Below are 16,946 nucleotides of genomic sequence, written 5' to 3'. Positions count from 1 at the left end.
CACGGACCCACGATGGACCTTAATTTCACTCCCGAAGAGGAAGCGTTCCGCACGGAAGTGCAGCGCTTCCTGCAAGCCGAACTGCCGGAGCGCATCGCGCGCAAGGTGAAGGGCGGCCTGCACCTGACGCGCGACGACATGCGCAAATGGCATGCGATCCTCAACGCGCGCGGCTGGCTCGCGAGTCACTGGCCGCGCGAATACGGCGGCCCCGGCTGGAGCGTCGCGCAGAAGTTCCTGTTCGACAACGAATGCGCGCTCGCCGGTGCGCCGCGCATCGTGCCGTTCGGCGTGAACATGCTCGGCCCCGTGCTGATCAAGTACGGCAGCGAAGCGCAGAAGCGCCACTGGCTGCCGCGCATCCTCGACGGTACCGACTGGTGGTGCCAGGGCTATTCGGAGCCGGGCGCCGGTTCCGACCTCGCGGCGGTGAAGACGAGCGCGGTGCGGGGTGTGGACGCGCAGGGCGATCACTACGTCGTGAACGGCCAGAAGACATGGACCACGCTCGGCCACTACGCGAACATGATCTTCTGCCTCGTGCGCACCGCGACCGACGTGCGCAAGCAGGAAGGCATCAGCTTCCTGCTGATCGACATGAACACGCCGGGCGTCGAAGTGCGCCCGATCATCACGCTCGACGGCGAGCACGAGGTGAACGAGGTGTTCTTCACCGACGTGCGCGTGCCCGTGGAGAACCTCGTCGGCGAAGAGAACCGCGGCTGGACCTACGCGAAATACCTGCTCACGTACGAGCGCACCAACATCGCCGGGATCGGCTTCTCGACCGCGGCCCTCGACCGGCTGCGCGCGGTCGCCGCGAAGGTCACGAAGAACGGCCGGCCGCTCGCCGACGATCCGTTCTTCGCGGCACGCGTCGCGCGCGTCGAGATCGAGCTCGAAAACATGCGCACGACCAACCTGCGCGTGCTGGCCGCGGTCGCGGGCGGCGGCGTGCCGGGCGCGGAAAGTTCGATGCTGAAGATCCGCGGCACGCAGATCCGCCAGGAGATCACCGCGCTGATGCGCCGCGCGATGGGGCCGTACGCGCAGCCGTTCGTCGACGACGCGCTCGACGCCGATTATGCCGGCGAACCGGTCGGCCCCGATGAAGCCGCGAGCGCCGCGCAGCAGTATTTCAACAACCGCAAGCTGTCGATCTTCGGCGGCTCGAACGAGATCCAGAAGAACATCATCGCGAAGATGATGCTCGGGCTGTAAGAGGGACGCGACGATGGATTTCCAGCACACAGAAGACCGCCGGATGCTGGCGGACACGTTGAACCGCTTCATCGCCGAACAGTACGCGTTCCCGGTGCGCGACCGCATCGCGCAGTCGGCCGAAGGCTTCGACCGCGCGATGTGGCAGCGCTTCGCCGAACTCGGCACGGTCGGCGCGCTGTTTGCCGAAGCCGACGGCGGCTTCGGCGGCGCGGGCTTCGACATCGCCGTGGTGTTCGAATGCCTCGGACGCGGGCTCGTCGTCGAGCCGTTCCTCGGCGCGCTGCTCGCGGGCCGTGCGCTGGCGCTCGCCGGCGGCGATGCGCATCGCGAGCGGCTCGCCGCGCTGATCGACGGCAGCGCGAGCGCCGCATTCGCGCACGACGAACCGGGCTCGCACTACGAACTGACGACGGTGCGCACGCGCGCCGAACGGTCGGGCGACGGCTGGGTGCTGACGGGCGCGAAGGGCGTCGTCGACCAGGCCGCGCAGGCGGCGTTCTTCGTCGTCAGCGCGCGCGTGTCGGGCAACGACGACGACGCGGCCGGCATCGGCCTGTTCGTCGTGCCGGCCGATGCGCCGGGCGTGTCGCTGCGCGATTACAGGAAGATCGACGGCGGTCGCGCGGCCGAAGTGCGCTTCGAGCGTGTCGCGCTGCCGGCCGATGCCGCGCTCGGCGCGCCGGATGCACTCGACGGCGAAGCGGGCGCCGAACTGCTCGAACGCGTGCTCGGCTACGGGCTGCTCGCGCTGTCGGCGGAAGCGCTCGGCGCGATGGACGTCGCAAAGGCGCACACGCTCGACTACCTGCGCACGCGCAAGCAGTTCGGATTGCCGATCGGCAGCTTCCAGGCGCTGCAGCACCGGATGGCCGACCTGCTGCTCGAAGTCGAGCAGGCGCGCTCGGCGGTGATCAACGCGGCCGCGCAGCTCGATGCGCCGCGCGCGGTGCGCGAGCGCGCGCTCTCGGCGGCGAAATACAGCATCGGCCGGATCGGCACGCTGGTCGCGGAAGAAAGCATCCAGTTGCATGGCGGGATCGGGATGACGTGGGAGCTGCCGCTGTCGCATTACGCGAAGCGTCTCGTGATGATCGATCATCAGCTCGGCGACGAGGATCACCACCTCGCGCGCTACATCGCGCTGTCGAAACAATAAGCGCGGAAAACGCGAATGGAGGAGACGACGATGACGAACGACACGCGCGCGCTGCCGCTGGCCGGCGTGAAAGTGCTCGATTTCTCGCGCGTGCTCGCGGGCCCGTGGTGCGCGATGGTGCTCGCCGATTTCGGCGCGGAAGTGATCAAGGTCGAGCATCCGGCGCGCGGCGACGATACGCGCGACTGGGGGCTGCGGATCGGCGACACCGAGACCACCTATTTCAACAGCGTGAATCGCAGCAAACGGTCGATCTGCGTCGACCTGCAGACGGAAGCCGGCCAGCGCATCGCGCGCGAGCTGGCCGCGCAGGCCGACGTGGTGCTCCACAACTTCAAGTGCGGCGGCGCGGAGAAGCTCGGGCTCGGCTACGACGCGCTGGCCGAACTGAATCCGCGGCTCGTGCATTGCGCGATCTCCGGCTACGACCGCTCGGGCCCGGAGGCCGCGCGGCCCGGCTACGACCTCGTCGTGCAGGGCGAGGCCGGGCTGATGGCGCTGAACGGCGAGGCTGGCCAGCCGCCGCTGAAGTTCGGCGTCGCGGCGGTCGACCTGTTCACCGGCATGTATTCGGCGCAGGCGATCCTCGCCGCGTTGTACGAGCGCCACGCGACCGGGCGCGGGCGGCGCATCGAGATGGCGCTGTTCGACTGCGGGCTGATGATCACCGCGTACTACGGGCTCGACGCGCTGCTGATGGGTGAGGACCCGCCCCGCTACGGCAACGCGCATCCGTCGATCGTGCCGTACGGCGTGTTCGACGCGGCCGACGGCCCGCTCGTGATCACGGTCGGCAACAACACGCAGTTCGCGCGTTTCTGCGATGCGATCGGGCGGCCCGATCTCGCCGCGGACGAACGCTACAGGACCAACCTTGGCCGCTCGGAGAATCGCGCCTGCCTGCTGCCCGAGATTCGCGGCGAACTCGCGCGCCGCTCGCGCGCGACGCTGCTGGCGGCGCTCGCCGAGGCGGGCATTCCGTGCGGCGAAGTGCTCGGATTGCACGAAGCGCTGACGTCCGAACGCGCGACCCGCGCCGGGCTCGTCACGCGGCAGCCGCATCCGGTCGCGGGCGGCGTCGACGTGCTCGCGCCGCCGTACCGCTTCGACGGCGCGCGGCTGCCGGTGCGCGGTGCGCCGCCGGTGCTTGGCGCGGATACGGACGCGGTGCTCGGCGGCTGGCTCGGGATGTCGGCGGAGGACGTCGCGCGGCTGCGGGCGGATCGCGTCGTGTAGATCGCTTGTTCCGCCGCGGCGCGGGCGGTGAGTCGACGCGCGCCGACCATGCCACGCAACACCGCTCGCCATGACGAGCCGGAAATGGAGACACCATGGAGCTTTCCGTCATCGAATCGGTCACGGCGCGCCGCGACTACCAGCAGCTCGTGCGGGCCCGGCGCCGCTTCAGCTTCACGCTGACGGCGCTGATGATCGCCACGTACTACGGCTTCATCCTGCTCGTCGCGCTCGCGCCGCACGTGCTCGCCGCGCCGCTGTACCGCGGCGCGACGACGACGGTCGGGATCGCCGCGGGCGTCGCGATCATCCTGGTCGCGATCGGCCTGACCGCGTGCTACGTGCTGCGCGCGAACCGTGCGTTCGACCGCCGCGTCGACGCGATCCTGCAACGTTCGTGACGGAGCCCGACATGCGATGCATTTCGAGCGCGCCCGGCGCGCTGGCCATCCTCGTTTCCCTCGTTTCCTCCACCGCCCATGCGACCGGCGTTGCCGGCCCGATGCCCGACAAGGTCGAGCTGAACCCCGTCGCGATCGGGATGTTCTTCGCGTTCGTGTTCGCGACGCTCGCGCTCACGCGCTGGGCCGCGCGCCGCACGCGCTCGACGCGCGACTTCTACACGGCCGGCGGCGGCATCACCGGGTTGCAGAACGGGCTCGCGATCGCCGGCGACTACATGTCGGCCGCGTCGTTCCTCGGGCTGTCCGGCATGGTATTCATGTTCGGCTTCGACGGGCTGATCTACTCGATCGGCTTCCTGGTCGGCTGGCCGTTCGTGATGTTCCTGATCGCCGAACCGCTGCGCAACCTCGGCAAGTTCACGTTCGTCGACGTCGTCGCGTACCGCTTCGCGCAGCGGCCGATCCGGCTGCTGACCTCGGCGAACGCGCTGACGATCGTCGTGCTGTACCTGGTCGTGCAGATGGTCGGCGCGGGCAAGCTGATCCAGCTGCTGTTCGGGCTGTCGTACGGCACGGCCGAGCTGATCGTCGGCGTGCTGATGGTCGTCTACGTGTTCTTCGGCGGGATGACCGCGACCACCTGGGTGCAGGTGATCAAGGCCGTGCTGCTGCTGTGCGGCGCGACGCTGCTCGCATTGCTCGCGCTCGGCGAATTCGGCTTCAGCATCGACGCGATGTTCCGTCGCGCGGTGGCCGTGCATCCGGGCGCGCTGTCGATCATGGGGCCCGGCAAGCTGATCCGCGACCCGGCCAACGCGCTGTCGCTCGGCATCGCGCTGATGTTCGGCACGGCCGGCTTCCCGCACATCCTGATGCGCTTCTTCACGGTGCCGAACGCGAGGGAGGCGCGCAAGTCGGTGCTCTACGCGACCGGATTCATCGGCTACTTCTACCTGCTGACCTTCGTGATCGGCTTCTCCGCGATCGTGCTGCTCGCGCAGCATCCGGAATTCTTCCGGCTCGGCGCGAACGGCACGTTCAACCTGACGCACGACCTGCTCGGCGGCTCGAACATGGTCGCGGTGAAGCTCGCGCAGGCGGTGGGCGGCAACTGGTTCTACGGGTTCATCGCGGCCGTCACGTTCGCGACGATCCTCGCGGTGGTCGCGGGGCTGACGCTCGCCGGCGCGACGACGATCTCGCACGACCTGTATGCGCAGATGTGGGCGCGCGGCAAGCCCGACGAACGGCTCGAGATGCGCATCTCTCGCGCGGCGACGATCGGGCTGTCGGCCATTGCGATCGCGCTGTCGATCCTGTTCGAGCACGTGAACGTCGCGTTCATGGTCGGGCTCGTCGCGGCGGTGGCCGCGAGCGCCAATTTCCCGGTGCTCGCGATGTCGATCTTCTGGCGCGGGATGACCACGCGCGGCGCGGTGCTCGGCGGCGGCCTCGGCCTCGTGTCGGCGGTCGCGCTCACGGTGCTGTCGAAGTCGGTGTGGGTCGACGTGCTGCACCATGCGCATGCGCCGGTGTTCCTCGACAACCCGGCGCTGGTGTCGGTGCCGCTCGCGTTCGTCGGGATCGTGGTCGGCTCGCTCGCGGATCGCGGCGAACGCGCACGCCGCGAGCGCGACGCGTTCGCTCGGCAGGAGTTCTATGCGCAGACGGGCGTGCTCGCGAGCCGCGCCGTCCACCATTGATTCATCCGATGAAACGATGCATCCGTCCGGATCGCCGGACGGATATTTTCCGGAAATCCGGAATACCGGATTTCCTTGCCTGCCGCATTATGGGAAATACAATGAAAACAACGGCTTGAGGGGTTCCGGAAACCTGGCATCGACCTTGCGATATAAAGCGCACGGCCATCCCCCGGCCGAACTACTACAGCAAGCAAGGAGACAACCGATGACCACTGCCTTCCTCCCCCTCGGGATGTCCTGAGGCATCGCTTGTTGCGGCACGGCAGCCGCGCGGGCGAGTGACTCCCCTGACATTCGTCCGCGCGCGTGACGCCGTTTCCATCGGCTCATCTACTTCAGCAGGAACCATCGTGAAGAAGAAACCCTTCTACAAAGTGCTCTATGTGCAGGTGATCTTCGCCATCATCGTCGGCGTGATCCTCGGCCACTACTACCCGGCGCTCGCCACCGACATGAAGCCGCTCGGCGACGGCTTCATCAAGCTGATCAAGATGGTGATCGGTCCGATCATCTTCTGTACGGTCGTCACCGGCATCGCCGGCATGGAGGACATGAAGAAGGTGGGCCGCGTCGGCGGCAAGGCGCTGCTGTACTTCGAGATCGTGTCGACCTTCGCGCTGCTGCTCGGCCTCGCGGCCACGCACATCCTGCGTCCGGGCGTCGGCTTCAACATCGATCCGGCGACGCTCGACGGCAAGGCCGTCGCGTCGTACGCGGCGAAGGCGCACGGGCAGTCGACGGTCGACTTCCTGATGCACATCATCCCGAACACGATGGTCGACGCGTTCGCGCAGGGTGAAATCCTGCAGATCCTGCTGATCGCGCTGCTGTTCGGCAGCGTGCTCGCGCACCTCGGCGAGCGCGGCAAGGTCGTGACCGACTTCATCGACGGCCTGACGCGCGTGCTGTTCGGCATCGTGCACATCGTCACGAAGCTGGCCCCGATCGGCGCGTTCGGCGCGATGGCGTTCACGATCGGCAAGTACGGTGTCGGCTCGCTGGTGCCGCTGCTCAAGCTGATCGGCACGTTCTACCTGACGTCGGTCGTGTTCGTGCTGGTCGTGCTCGGCGGGATCGCGCGCGCCACCGGCTTCTCGATCATTCGCTTCGTGTCGTACATCAAGGAAGAGCTGCTGATCGTGCTCGGCACGAGCTCGTCGGAAGCCGCACTGCCGCAGCTGATGGAAAAGCTCGAGAAGGCCGGCTGCTCGCGTTCGGTCGTCGGCCTCGTCGTGCCCACCGGTTATTCGTTCAACCTCGACGGCACCAACATCTACATGACGATGGCCGTGCTGTTCATCGCGCAGGCGACCAACATCGAGCTGACGTGGATGCAGCAGCTCACGCTGCTGGCCGTCGCGATGCTCACGTCGAAGGGCGCGAGCGGCGTGACGGGGGCGGGCTTCATCACGCTCGCCGCGACGCTGGCCGTCGTGCCGACGATCCCGCTGTCGGGCATGGTGCTGATCCTCGGCATCGACCGCTTCATGAGCGAATGCCGTGCGCTGACCAACATCGTCGGCAACGGCGTGGCGACCGTCGTCGTGTCGGCATGGGAGAAGGAGCTCGACCGCAACAAGCTGCGCCAGGCGCTGAAGGGCGGCGGCGAAGTCGCGCCGACCGAGAAGACGGCCGGCGTCTGACCCGATGAACGAGCAGGCGGCGGCACCGCCCGCCGGCCGTGCGGCCCGCGGCGGCCGGGGTATCGATGCGCAGGCCTATGACACAATAGGCGATCCGCATCGCCAGGAAGCCTCGACCGTGACGCGCCGCCTGCTCATCCTCGTCGTGCTCGCCGCCGCGCTCGTCGCGGCATGCGCGCTCACGTGGGCGATCACCTGGCAGCGCGGCGTCGCCGAGCTGCAGCGCAATGCCGCGGTGCGCGTCGATCGCACCACCAACGCGCTCAAGAGCACGCTCGACCGCTACGAATCGCTGCCTTATCTGCTCGGCAGCCATCCGTACGTGCAGGATCTGCTCGCCGAGCCGAAGCGCGGCGACTACACCGCCCGCGTCAACCGCTATCTCGAAGACCTCAACGAACACGCGCACGCGACCGTCACCTACGTGATCGGCGCGGACGGCCTGTGCGTCGCCGCCAGCAACTGGCGCGCGCCCGACAGCTTCGTCGGGATCGAATACCGTTTCCGCCCGTATTTCCTCGACGCGATGAACGGCCGGGTCGGCCGCTTCTTCGGTATCGGCACGATCTCGCGCGATCCCGGCTACTACATCTCGCAGCCCGTGTGGCACGACGGCAAGATCGCGGGCGTCGTCGTCGTGAAGCTCAACCTCGAATGGTTCCAGGGCGCCGATGCGTCCGAGCCGCTCGTCGTCGTGGACGATCACGGTGTCGTGTTCCTGTCGTCGGTGCCCGCGTGGAAGTACCATACGCTGCGCCCGCTCACGGGGCCTGTGGCCGCATCGATCTACGAAACGCGCCAGTACGCGCAGCAACCGGTCACGCCGCTGCCGCTGCGCGTCGAGCAGACGCTCGGCGCCGATGCGGAAATCGTGCGCCTGGGCGCCGGCCGGCGCGCGCCGCGCTTTCTCGCCAGCAAGCGTCGGATCGGCGAGCCCGACTGGCAGCTCGTCACGCTCGCGCCGATCGCGCCGATCGATGCCGATGCGCGCAACGCGACGATCGTCACCGGCTTCGGCTTCGTGTCGGTCGCGCTGCTCGCGTTCTACTGGCGGATGCGCCGCGCCCGCGTGCGCGAGATGATCCGCGGCCGTGCGCTGCTGCAACAGGCGTACGCGGAGCTGAACCGGCGCGTCGAGGAGCGTACGGCCGATTTGTCTGAAGCGAACGAGCAGTTGCAGAAGGAAGTCGGCGACCGGATCCGCGCGGAGCAGGAGCTGCGCGCCGCGCACGACGAACTGATCCAGGCGAGCAAGCTCGCCGCGCTCGGCCAGATGGCGGCCGGCATCACGCATGAACTGAACCAGCCGCTCGCGGCGCTGCGCAGCTTCTCGGACAACACGCGCGTGCTGCTCGATCGCGGCGAACAGGCCGCCGCGCGCGAGAATCTCGAGGCGATCGCCGCGCTCACCGAGCGGATGGGCAAGATCACGAACCAGTTGAAGCTGTTCGTCGGCCGCGCGAAGCCGCGCAACGAGCAGGCGCTCGTCGTGCGCGCGCTGCGCAGCGTGCTGTCGCTGCTCGACGAGCGCCTGCGCGGCGTCGCGCTCACGCTGACGCTGCAGGACGCGACCGTGTCGCCCGCGCAGGACGCGTCGCTCGATCTGGCGCGCGACTATCCGGAACTCGTCGCGCGCTGCGAGGACCTGCGCCTCGAACAGGTGCTGATCAACCTGCTCGGCAACGCGCTCGACGCGGTCGCCGGCGTCGCGGCGCCGGCCATCGAGGTGACGATCGCGGTGTCGGCCGCGACGCTCGCGGTCGAGGTGCGCGACAACGGCTCCGGCATCGCGCCCGATCTGCTGCCGCGCCTGTTCGAGCCGTTCTTCACGACCAAGGAAATGGGGCGCGGGCTCGGGCTGGGCCTTGCGATCTCGTCGTCGATCGCGAGCGACGCGGGCGGCGCGCTGACCGCACGCAACGCCCCGTCGGGCGGCGCGCTGTTCGTCTTGACGCTGCGTCGCGCCCGCACGCATCATCCGGACTCCGTGTCCGAGCCGGCGGGCTCGCATTAGCGCGAGCCCGCCGTAGGCCGCAGACCCGGTCGGCGAACGACCGGCATCAACGAGCGCCGCGCGCGAGCGCTGCGCCTGTCAGGAGCAAGTGACCAAGATGGCCAACCGGCTGCAAGTGATCTATATCGAGGACGATGCGCTCGTGCGCCGGGCGAGCGTGCAGAGCCTTCAACTGGCGGGCTTCGACGTCGCCGGCTTCGAATCGGCCGAGGCGGCCGAGAAGGCGATCGTCGCGGGTACCGCCGGCGCGATCGTCAGCGACATCCGGCTGCCCGGCGCGAGCGGGCTCGACGTGCTCGCGCAGTGCCGCGAGCGCGTGCCGGACGTGCCGGTGATCCTCGTCACCGGGCACGGCGACATCTCGATGGCCGTGCAGGCGATGCGCGACGGCGCGTACGACTTCATCGAAAAGCCGTTCGCGGCCGAGCGCCTGATCGAGACCGTGCGCCGTGCGCTCGAGCGCCGCGAGCTCGTGCTCGAGAACCACGCGCTGCGACGCGAGCTGGCTGGACAGAACGTCGTCGCGCCGCGCATCATCGGCCGCAGCCCCGCGATCGAGCAGGTGCGCAAGCTGATCGCGAACGTCGCGCCGACCGACGCGTCGGTGCTGATCAACGGCGACACGGGCGCCGGCAAGGAGCTGATCGCGCGCAGCCTGCACGAGCTGTCGCCGCGCCACGACAAGCCGTTCATTGCGGTGAATTGCGGCGCGCTGCCCGAGCCGATGTTCGAATCGGAGATGTTCGGCTACGAGCCCGGTGCGTTTACCGGCGCCGCGAAGCGGCGCGTCGGCAAGCTCGAATACGCGTCCGGTGGCACGCTGTTCCTCGACGAAATCGAAAGCATGCCGCTCGCGCTGCAGGTGAAGCTCTTGCGCGTGCTGCAGGACGGCGTGCTCGAGCGGCTCGGCTCGAACCAGCCGATCCGCGTGAACTGCCGCGTGGTCGCAGCCGCGAAGGGCGACATGAGCGAGCTCGTCGCGGCCGGCACGTTCCGGCGCGACCTGCTGTACCGGCTCAACGTCGTGACGATCGCGCTGCCGCCGCTTGCCGAGCGCCGCGAGGACATCGTGCCGCTGTTCGAGCACTTCATGCTCGATGCGGCCGTGCGCTACGGGCGGCCCGCGCCGGTGCTCACCGACCGGCAGCGCGCGAGCCTGATGCAGCGCGACTGGCCGGGCAACGTGCGCGAGCTGCGCAACGCGGCCGACCGCTTCGTGCTCGGCGTGGCCGACATGCCGCCGGAAACGGGCGCCGGCGACGACGCCGACAACGACCAGACGCTGAAGGAGCGCATCGAGCAGTTCGAGCGCGCGGTGATCGCCGAGGCGCTGAACCAGACGGGCGGCGCGGTCGCCGCGACGGCCGACCGGCTGCATGTGGGCAAGGCGACGCTGTACGAGAAGATGAAGCGCTACGGGCTGTCGGCGAAAGGCGAAACCGAGCGCTGAAAAGCAAACGGACCGCAGTGCGGTCCGTTTCGCGGAGCAGGGCGCGGCGTGCGGCCCTGCGAGTCCTGTCGTGCGGCGCTCAGGCCGCGTTGCCGTCGAGCGCCTTCTTGAGCAGCGCGTCGAGTTCCGCGAATTGCGGCGCGCCGACGTAGCGCTTCAGGATCTTGCCGTCCTTGTCGACGACGAAGGTCGTCGGCGTGAGCTGCACGTTGCCGAACTGCTTCGCGACGCTGCCGTCGTCGAGCGCGACCTTGAACGGCAACTGACGCGTCTGCGCGTAGTTCGCGACGTACATCGGCGGATCGTAGTTCATCGCGACCGCGACGAATTCGAGCCCCTGACCCTTGAAGCGATTGTAGGTATCGACCATCTGCGGCATTTCCTGCATGCAGGTCGCGCAGCTCGTCGCCCAGAAGTTCACGAGATAGACCTTGCCTTTCAGGTCGCCGCCGGTCGAGACCTTCTGGCCCGACAGCAGCGTGAAGGTCGCGTCCGGCACGCTGGACTTGCCGTTGAACGCGAAGAAGCCGGCGACGGCGATCGCCGCGACGACGGCGGCCGCGACGAGGTAGCGAACGGGGCCGGTGCTGCGGCGGGCGGGAGGCGTGGTGTTCATCTTGGTGCTCTCGGGGTCGATGACGCGGATCGATGCAAAGGACGTCGAAATTCGGCGCTTATTTTAGCGCGAATGCGGCGTGTGCATCGGCGGCGGCCGCGCATCCCCGTTTCAGGTTCGGTGGATAATCGCCGTTTTGCCTGCCGCGATCCATGCCATGCCGAAGGACGTCACCGATTCGTTGCGCCCCCTTTTTCGCCCGCTGCGGCACTTCGCCGCGCTCGCCTGCGTGAGCGCCGCGCTGGCCGCGTGCTCGCCGTCGTACGACTGGCGCACGCTGCACAACGACGCCGGCTACACGATCGACCTGCCGGCGAAGCCGACCGTCGAGGAGCAGCCGGTCGCGCTCGGCGGCAAGTCGATGCCGATGCGGATGCAGGCCGCGCACGTCGACGGCGCGGTATTCGCGGTCGGCACGCTGACGTTGCCGGACGATCGCGACGACACACGGCGCGCGGCGCTCGACTTCCTGCGCGCGGGACTGTCGCGCAACCTCGAAGGCACGCCGCAGACGGCGTCGGTGCCGGTGCCGCTCGCAGCCGGCGGCGCGGTGAACGGGCTCGAACTGCGCATCGCGGGCGCGGCCGCCGGCGGCGATCGCGCGCGCAAGACGATCGTCGCGCGGCTTGCCGTGCGCGGCCGGCACGCGTACCAGGCCGTCGTGATCGCCGACGGGCCGCTCGCGCAGGAGCAGCTCGACCAGTTTTTCGGCTCGTTCAAACTCGATTGACGGTGGCCGGCGAGGGCGCTCAGACACGCGGTGACAACTGAAAGTTCATTCGCAGCTTTCGACGCTAATCGCCGGATTTTGCGAGAGTTTTTCGACTATCCACAGCGCATGTGGATAACTTTGTTGAAAAGTCGCGCGTATTTCCCGCAAAGCCGCGCCGGACGGCCTTCCGGCTCGTTTGGTCGCCCGTTCGACGTTTGAGAAAAATCAATTAAAACAACAGGATACGAATTCGGTCCGGCAAAGGCCGCGGCGAGCCGCGATCCGGGGCCGGATGAGTGGAATTGTGTATAAGTCAAGTCTTGACAGCCTGATTTTGTCCTCCTCGCGCGCTCACAGTGCCGTCAGCGCACGCCGGTAGCGAATCGCCTCGGCGATCTGCGCGGCCGTCGGCAGCGGGTCGCCGGCCAGGTCGGCGATCGTCCGAGCGACTTTCAGCACGCGGAAATACGCGCGCGCCGACCAGCCGAAGCGCTCGCCGGCCTCGCGCAGCAGCCGCTCGCCCTCGTCGGTCGGCCGGCACAGGTCGTCGGTTTCGCGGCCGCTCAGCATGTGATTCGTCTTGCCCTGCCGCTCGAGTTGCAGCGCCCGCGCCTGTGCGACGCGGGCGGCGACCGCCGCGCTCGGCTCGCCGGGCGCCGTCGCGCGGGTCGCGAGTTCGGCCGGCGACAGCGCGGGCAGGTCGATCTGGATGTCGATGCGGTCGAGCAGCGGCCCCGACAGCTTGCGCAGATAGCGCGCGGCCACGTCCGGCGAGCAGCGGCAGCGCCCGGACGGATCGCCGTGCCAGCCGCACGGGCACGGGTTCATCGCGGCGATCAGCTGGCACGCGGCAGGGAAGTCGGCCTGCTGCGCCGCGCGCGAGATCGTGATGCGGCCGGCTTCGAGCGGCTCACGCAGCATTTCCAGCACGTGCCGGTCGAATTCCGGCAGTTCGTCGAGAAACAGTACGCCGAGGTGCGCGAGCGTGATTTCGCCCGGCTGCGGCGGATTGCGGCCGCCCACCAACGCGGCAGCGCTCGACGAGTGATGCGGCGAACGGAACGGCCGGCGGCGCCACTGCGCGGGCGAGAAGCCGAGCCGGCTCGCGGACAGCAGCGCGGCCGAGGTCAGCGCCTCGTCATCGGTCAGCGGCGGCAGCAGCCCGGCGAGGCGCGCGGCCAGCATCGACTTGCCGGCCCCGGGTGGGCCGACCATCAGCATGTGATGCCCGCCCGCGGCCGCGACTTCCAGCGCACGCCGCGCGCCGCGCTGGCCGACGACGTCCGCGAGGTCGGGCGCGGCGGGCGCCGGCAGGCCGTCGAGACAGGGCGCCGCGACCGGCGTGAGCCGTCCGTCCGGCGCATCGGCGAGGTGCGCGCACAGCGCGGGCAGGTCGCGCGCACCGAATACGGTCACGCCCGGCACGAGCGCGGCCTCGGCGGCGCTGTCGAGCGGCAGGTACAGCTCGGGCGGACGCGATGCCGCGACGGAATCGCGCGGTGCGCCGGCATTCAGGCCCGCGCCGCCGACGACGCCCGCGCCGCATGCGTCCGCCCGCCAGTCCCGCGCGGCGCCGCACGCCATCGCGAACGCGCCGCGCATCGGCCGCAGCGCGCCGGTCAGCGACAGCTCGCCCGCGAATTCGCGGCCGGCCAGCGCGTCGGCCGGGATCTGGCCGTTCGCGGCGAGGATGCCGAGCGCGATCGGCAGGTCGAAGCGGCCGGATTCCTTCGGCAGGTCGGCCGGCGCGAGATTGACGGTGATACGGCGCACCGGGAATTCGAATCCGCAGTTCTGCAGCGCGGCGCGTACGCGCTCGCGGCTTTCGCGGACTTCGAGATCGGGCAGCCCGACGATCGAGAACGACGGCAACCCGTTGGCGAGATGGACTTCGACGGTGACGTCCGGCGCGCGGCCGGAAGCGGGCGCGCGACTGCGCACCACGGCGAGCGACATGGCGAGGCTCCTGCATGACAGGCGGCGACGGCCGTTCGGGGCCGCATGCCGCGGGAATCGGAGAAATCGGTGCGCGCTTGCCGGCGTGGCGCGGGGAAAGAACGAGGTGTTGCGAACGACGAACAGCGATGGACTGCGAAGAGCGATGGACTACGAAGAGCGGAGGGTGCAGCGAAGAACGACGGACGACGAAGCGGGGCGGAACGGCTTCGGGTGGCGGGCGCAGGCCGCACGACGCGGCCCGCGCCCGGACCTTGCGGCCGGGTGGGGCGTCAGGCCTGCGGGGCGGCGAGCCTCTGCTCGAGTTCCGCGACGCGCTTTTCGAGTTCCTCGAGCCGCACGCGGGTGCGGGCGAGCACCTGTGCTTGGGTGTCGAATTCCTCGCGCGTGACGAGGTCGAGCTTCGAGAAGCCTTGCGACAGCATGGCCTTCGCGTTGCGCTCGACGTCCTTGGCCGGCGAGTTTTTCAGCAAATCGCTGACGCGCGACTGCAGATCGTTGAAAACGTCGCTGGGTTGCTTCATGTGATTCCCCTTCCTTGCACAAAAAATGTGCATCTTCAGTTGCGTACGTGCCCATGATGCACGCATGACCGGAAATGGTGCGCGCGGGGCGCGAATTCCGGGCATGGCGCCCGCATGGGTGAATGGCCCGGCGATCCGGGACGTGCGTGCACTCTAGCAACGATCCTTTCGCCGCGCCAGCAAACCGGCCGATGTTGGCCATTCGGCCGGGCTTCGGCGCCTTACACCGCGGGATATGACCCCGTTCCGGAGCCCTTCGAGACGGTGTTCGGGCCAACATGGCATGCGAGTTGCTGAGAAGAGTCCGTTACAACATTCCAACTCTATTCGACGGGACAACCCAGCGAGAGGACTTCATGAAACTCATTACCGCAATCATCAAGCCGTTCAAGCTCGATGAGACGCGCGAGGCGCTGTCGGCGCTTGGCGTCTCCGGCATCACGGTGACGGAGGTGAAAGGGTTCGGGCGCCAGAAGGGGCATACCGAGCTGTACCGCGGCGCCGAATACGTGGTCGATTTCCTGCCGAAGATGAAGATCGAGGCGGCCGTGTCCGACGATCTCGTCGACCAGGCGGTGGAAGCGATCGAGCGGGCCGCGCGCACGGGCAAGATCGGCGACGGCAAGATCTTCGTCACGCCGATCGAACAAGTGATCCGGATTCGCACCGGGGAGACAGGCGCGGACGCGCTGTAACAGAACAGACAAGACAAGCGACAAGAGGAAACCCAAGATGCGCAAACTTCTGATGTCCCTGCTGATGGCCGGCTCGCTGATCGCGGCCGGCGTCGGTTCCGCGCTCGCGGACGACGCGGCGTCCGCCGCGGCTGGTTCCACCGCGGCTGCTTCGGCACCCGCCGCCACGGCTTCCGACGCATCGGCTGCCGCAGCCCCGGCCGCTTCGGCGCCGGCCGCCGACGCATCCGCCACCGCCGCTGCCGCACCGGCTTCGGGCGCGACCGACGCATCGGCTGCCGCCGCCGCGTCCGCGCCGGCCGCCCCGGCTGCGCCCACCGCCCCGTTCTCTGTCGATTCGTCGAAGATCAGCGCGGGCGACACCGCGTGGATGCTGACGTCCACCGCGCTCGTGCTGTTCATGACGATCCCCGGCCTCGCGCTGTTCTACGCGGGCATGGTCCGCAAGAAGAACGTGCTGGCAACCGTGATGCAGAGCTTCGCGATCACCGCGGTGATCACGGTGCTGTGGACGGTGGTCGGCTACAGCCTCGCGTTCACGCCGGGCAACGGCTTCATTGGCGGCCTGTCGCGCGTGTTCCTGCACGGCATGAACTACATCAAGGGCGACAAGGCGACCACGCTGACCGTCAGCCACCTCGCGTCGACGATTCCGGAATCGGTCTACTTCGTCTACCAGATGACGTTCGCGATCATCACGCCGGCGCTGATCTGCGGCGCGTTCGCCGACCGGATGAAGTTCTCGGCGATGCTCGTGTTCATGACGCTCTGGTCGCTGATCGTCTATGTGCCGATCGCGCACATGGTGTGGGAGCCGACCGGCTGGCTGTCGGCCGACGGCGTGCTCGACTTCGCGGGCGGCACGGTGGTGCACATCAACGCCGGTATCGCGGGCCTCGTGTCGTGCCTCGTGCTCGGCAAGCGCGTTGGCTACGGCCGCGAATCGATGGCGCCGCACAACCTGGTGCTGACGATGATCGGCGGCTCGATGCTGTGGGTCGGCTGGTTCGGCTTCAACGCGGGTTCCGCGGTCGCGGCCGACGGCCGTGCCGGCTTCGCGATGCTGACGACGCAAGTCGCCACCGCGTGCGCGGCGCTCGGCTGGATGTTCGCCGAGTGGATCGCCAAGGGCAAGCCGTCGGTGCTCGGCATCGTGTCGGGCGCGGTCGCGGGTCTCGTGGCGATCACGCCGGCAGCCGGCTTCGTCGGCGTACCGGGTGCGCTCGTGATCGGCATCGCGGCGGGCGTGATCTGCTTCTGGTCGGCGACGTGGCTCAAGTCGAAGCTCGGCTACGACGATTCGCTCGACGCGTTCGGCGTGCACGGCATCGGCGGGATTCTCGGCGCACTGCTGACCGGCGTATTCGCGGTCAAGGACATCGGCGGCTTCGACGGCAGCCTGCTGCTGCAGGCGAAGGGCGTGCTGATCACGCTGGTCTACAGCGGCGTGCTGAGCTTCGTGCTGCTGAAGCTGATCGACCTGACGATCGGCCTGCGCGTGACGGAAGAGGAAGAGCGCGAAGGTCTCGACGTGATCCTGCACGGCGAGCACGTGGAATAAGTCACACGAATCCATGGCGGGCCGCCGCGCAGACGGCGCCCGCCCCGAA

Annotated in this window: 14 protein-coding genes; 11 read left to right on the top strand and 3 right to left on the bottom strand. The window is 68.6% G+C overall.

Annotated elements, in window-relative coordinates:
* Positions 1-12 precede the first annotated feature (12 nt).
* The 8 genes from KR541_RS14960 to KR541_RS14925 all read left to right on the top strand — a co-directional run bounded on the left by KR541_RS14960 (position 13) and on the right by KR541_RS14925 (position 10,833).
* Positions 13-1,221, top strand: a complete 1,209-nt coding sequence (locus tag KR541_RS14960) for an acyl-CoA dehydrogenase family protein (RefSeq protein ID WP_050014732.1) — start codon at positions 13-15, stop codon at positions 1,219-1,221.
* 13 nt (positions 1,222-1,234) lie between these two features.
* Positions 1,235-2,380, top strand: a complete 1,146-nt coding sequence (locus KR541_RS14955; RefSeq protein WP_089488847.1) for an acyl-CoA dehydrogenase family protein — start codon at positions 1,235-1,237, stop codon at positions 2,378-2,380.
* A 30-nt stretch (positions 2,381-2,410) separates the two neighbouring features.
* On the top strand, positions 2,411-3,616 hold the full coding sequence (locus KR541_RS14950) for a CaiB/BaiF CoA transferase family protein (RefSeq protein ID WP_089488939.1): 1,206 nt from the start codon (positions 2,411-2,413) through the stop codon (positions 3,614-3,616).
* Positions 3,617-3,711: 95 nt separating this feature from the next.
* Positions 3,712-4,017, top strand: coding sequence for a DUF485 domain-containing protein (locus KR541_RS14945; RefSeq protein ID WP_014895931.1), 306 nt, complete (start codon positions 3,712-3,714; stop codon positions 4,015-4,017).
* An 11-nt stretch (positions 4,018-4,028) separates the two neighbouring features.
* Positions 4,029-5,723 (top strand): cation acetate symporter, encoded by a 1,695-nt coding sequence (locus KR541_RS14940; RefSeq protein WP_050014739.1) that lies wholly within the window; start codon positions 4,029-4,031, stop codon positions 5,721-5,723.
* A 353-nt stretch (positions 5,724-6,076) separates the two neighbouring features.
* Complete coding sequence (locus KR541_RS14935) at positions 6,077-7,369, top strand: dicarboxylate/amino acid:cation symporter (protein ID WP_050014741.1); 1,293 nt, start codon at positions 6,077-6,079, stop codon at positions 7,367-7,369.
* Between the two features lie 4 nt (positions 7,370-7,373).
* A complete protein-coding gene (locus KR541_RS14930; protein WP_050014743.1) occupies positions 7,374-9,383 on the top strand; it encodes a sensor histidine kinase in 2,010 nt (669 codons plus the stop codon).
* A gap of 97 nt (positions 9,384-9,480) precedes the next feature.
* Entirely contained in the window at positions 9,481-10,833 is a 1,353-nt protein-coding gene (locus KR541_RS14925; RefSeq protein ID WP_050014744.1) for a sigma-54-dependent transcriptional regulator, read from the top strand.
* Positions 10,834-10,912: 79 nt separating this feature from the next.
* Here the strand turns inward: KR541_RS14925 and KR541_RS14920 are convergent, their stop codons facing one another.
* On the bottom strand, positions 10,913-11,449 hold the full coding sequence (locus tag KR541_RS14920) for a peroxiredoxin family protein (protein WP_050014745.1): 537 nt from the start codon (positions 11,447-11,449) through the stop codon (positions 10,913-10,915).
* 157 nt (positions 11,450-11,606) lie between these two features.
* On the opposite strand from KR541_RS14920, the gene KR541_RS14915 reads away from it, so the two are divergent.
* Positions 11,607-12,179 (top strand): hypothetical protein, encoded by a 573-nt coding sequence (locus KR541_RS14915; protein WP_050014746.1) that lies wholly within the window; start codon positions 11,607-11,609, stop codon positions 12,177-12,179.
* Between the two features lie 333 nt (positions 12,180-12,512).
* Here KR541_RS14915 and KR541_RS14910 read toward each other — a convergent pair whose 3' ends face one another.
* Complete coding sequence (locus tag KR541_RS14910) at positions 12,513-14,117, bottom strand: YifB family Mg chelatase-like AAA ATPase (protein ID WP_050014747.1); 1,605 nt, start codon at positions 14,115-14,117, stop codon at positions 12,513-12,515.
* Positions 14,118-14,389: 272 nt separating this feature from the next.
* The gene (locus KR541_RS14905) at positions 14,390-14,641 is read right to left on the bottom strand and encodes an accessory factor UbiK family protein (RefSeq protein WP_216089603.1); all 252 of its coding nucleotides are present in this window, start codon (positions 14,639-14,641) and stop codon (positions 14,390-14,392) included.
* Between the two features lie 356 nt (positions 14,642-14,997).
* Between KR541_RS14905 and KR541_RS14900 the strand changes: the two genes are divergently transcribed.
* Positions 14,998-15,336: a P-II family nitrogen regulator gene (locus KR541_RS14900; protein ID WP_006398175.1), complete on the top strand. Its 339-nt coding sequence runs from the start codon at positions 14,998-15,000 to the stop codon at positions 15,334-15,336.
* Positions 15,337-15,373: 37 nt separating this feature from the next.
* On the top strand, positions 15,374-16,897 hold the full coding sequence (locus KR541_RS14895; protein WP_050014755.1) for an ammonium transporter: 1,524 nt from the start codon (positions 15,374-15,376) through the stop codon (positions 16,895-16,897).
* Positions 16,898-16,946 lie beyond the last annotated feature (49 nt).

Source organism: Burkholderia sola (assembly GCF_905400185.1).
Lineage (GTDB): Bacteria > Pseudomonadota > Gammaproteobacteria > Burkholderiales > Burkholderiaceae > Burkholderia > Burkholderia sola.
This window is presented reverse-complemented; position numbering and strand designations above follow the sequence as displayed.

Coding starts and splice junctions, on each gene's coding strand:
- KR541_RS14905 (WP_216089603.1), bottom strand. CDS start 14,641: ATGAAGCAACCCAGCGACGTTTTCAACGATCTGCAGTCGCGCGTCAGC.
- KR541_RS14895 (WP_050014755.1), top strand. CDS start 15,374: ATGCGCAAACTTCTGATGTCCCTGCTGATGGCCGGCTCGCTGATCGCG.
- KR541_RS14940 (WP_050014739.1), top strand. CDS start 4,029: ATGCGATGCATTTCGAGCGCGCCCGGCGCGCTGGCCATCCTCGTTTCC.
- KR541_RS14915 (WP_050014746.1), top strand. CDS start 11,607: ATGCCGAAGGACGTCACCGATTCGTTGCGCCCCCTTTTTCGCCCGCTG.
- KR541_RS14955 (WP_089488847.1), top strand. CDS start 1,235: ATGGATTTCCAGCACACAGAAGACCGCCGGATGCTGGCGGACACGTTG.
- KR541_RS14900 (WP_006398175.1), top strand. CDS start 14,998: ATGAAACTCATTACCGCAATCATCAAGCCGTTCAAGCTCGATGAGACG.
- KR541_RS14920 (WP_050014745.1), bottom strand. CDS start 11,449: ATGAACACCACGCCTCCCGCCCGCCGCAGCACCGGCCCCGTTCGCTAC.
- KR541_RS14930 (WP_050014743.1), top strand. CDS start 7,374: ATGAACGAGCAGGCGGCGGCACCGCCCGCCGGCCGTGCGGCCCGCGGC.
- KR541_RS14925 (WP_050014744.1), top strand. CDS start 9,481: ATGGCCAACCGGCTGCAAGTGATCTATATCGAGGACGATGCGCTCGTG.
- KR541_RS14945 (WP_014895931.1), top strand. CDS start 3,712: ATGGAGCTTTCCGTCATCGAATCGGTCACGGCGCGCCGCGACTACCAG.
- KR541_RS14950 (WP_089488939.1), top strand. CDS start 2,411: ATGACGAACGACACGCGCGCGCTGCCGCTGGCCGGCGTGAAAGTGCTC.
- KR541_RS14960 (WP_050014732.1), top strand. CDS start 13: ATGGACCTTAATTTCACTCCCGAAGAGGAAGCGTTCCGCACGGAAGTG.
- KR541_RS14910 (WP_050014747.1), bottom strand. CDS start 14,117: ATGTCGCTCGCCGTGGTGCGCAGTCGCGCGCCCGCTTCCGGCCGCGCG.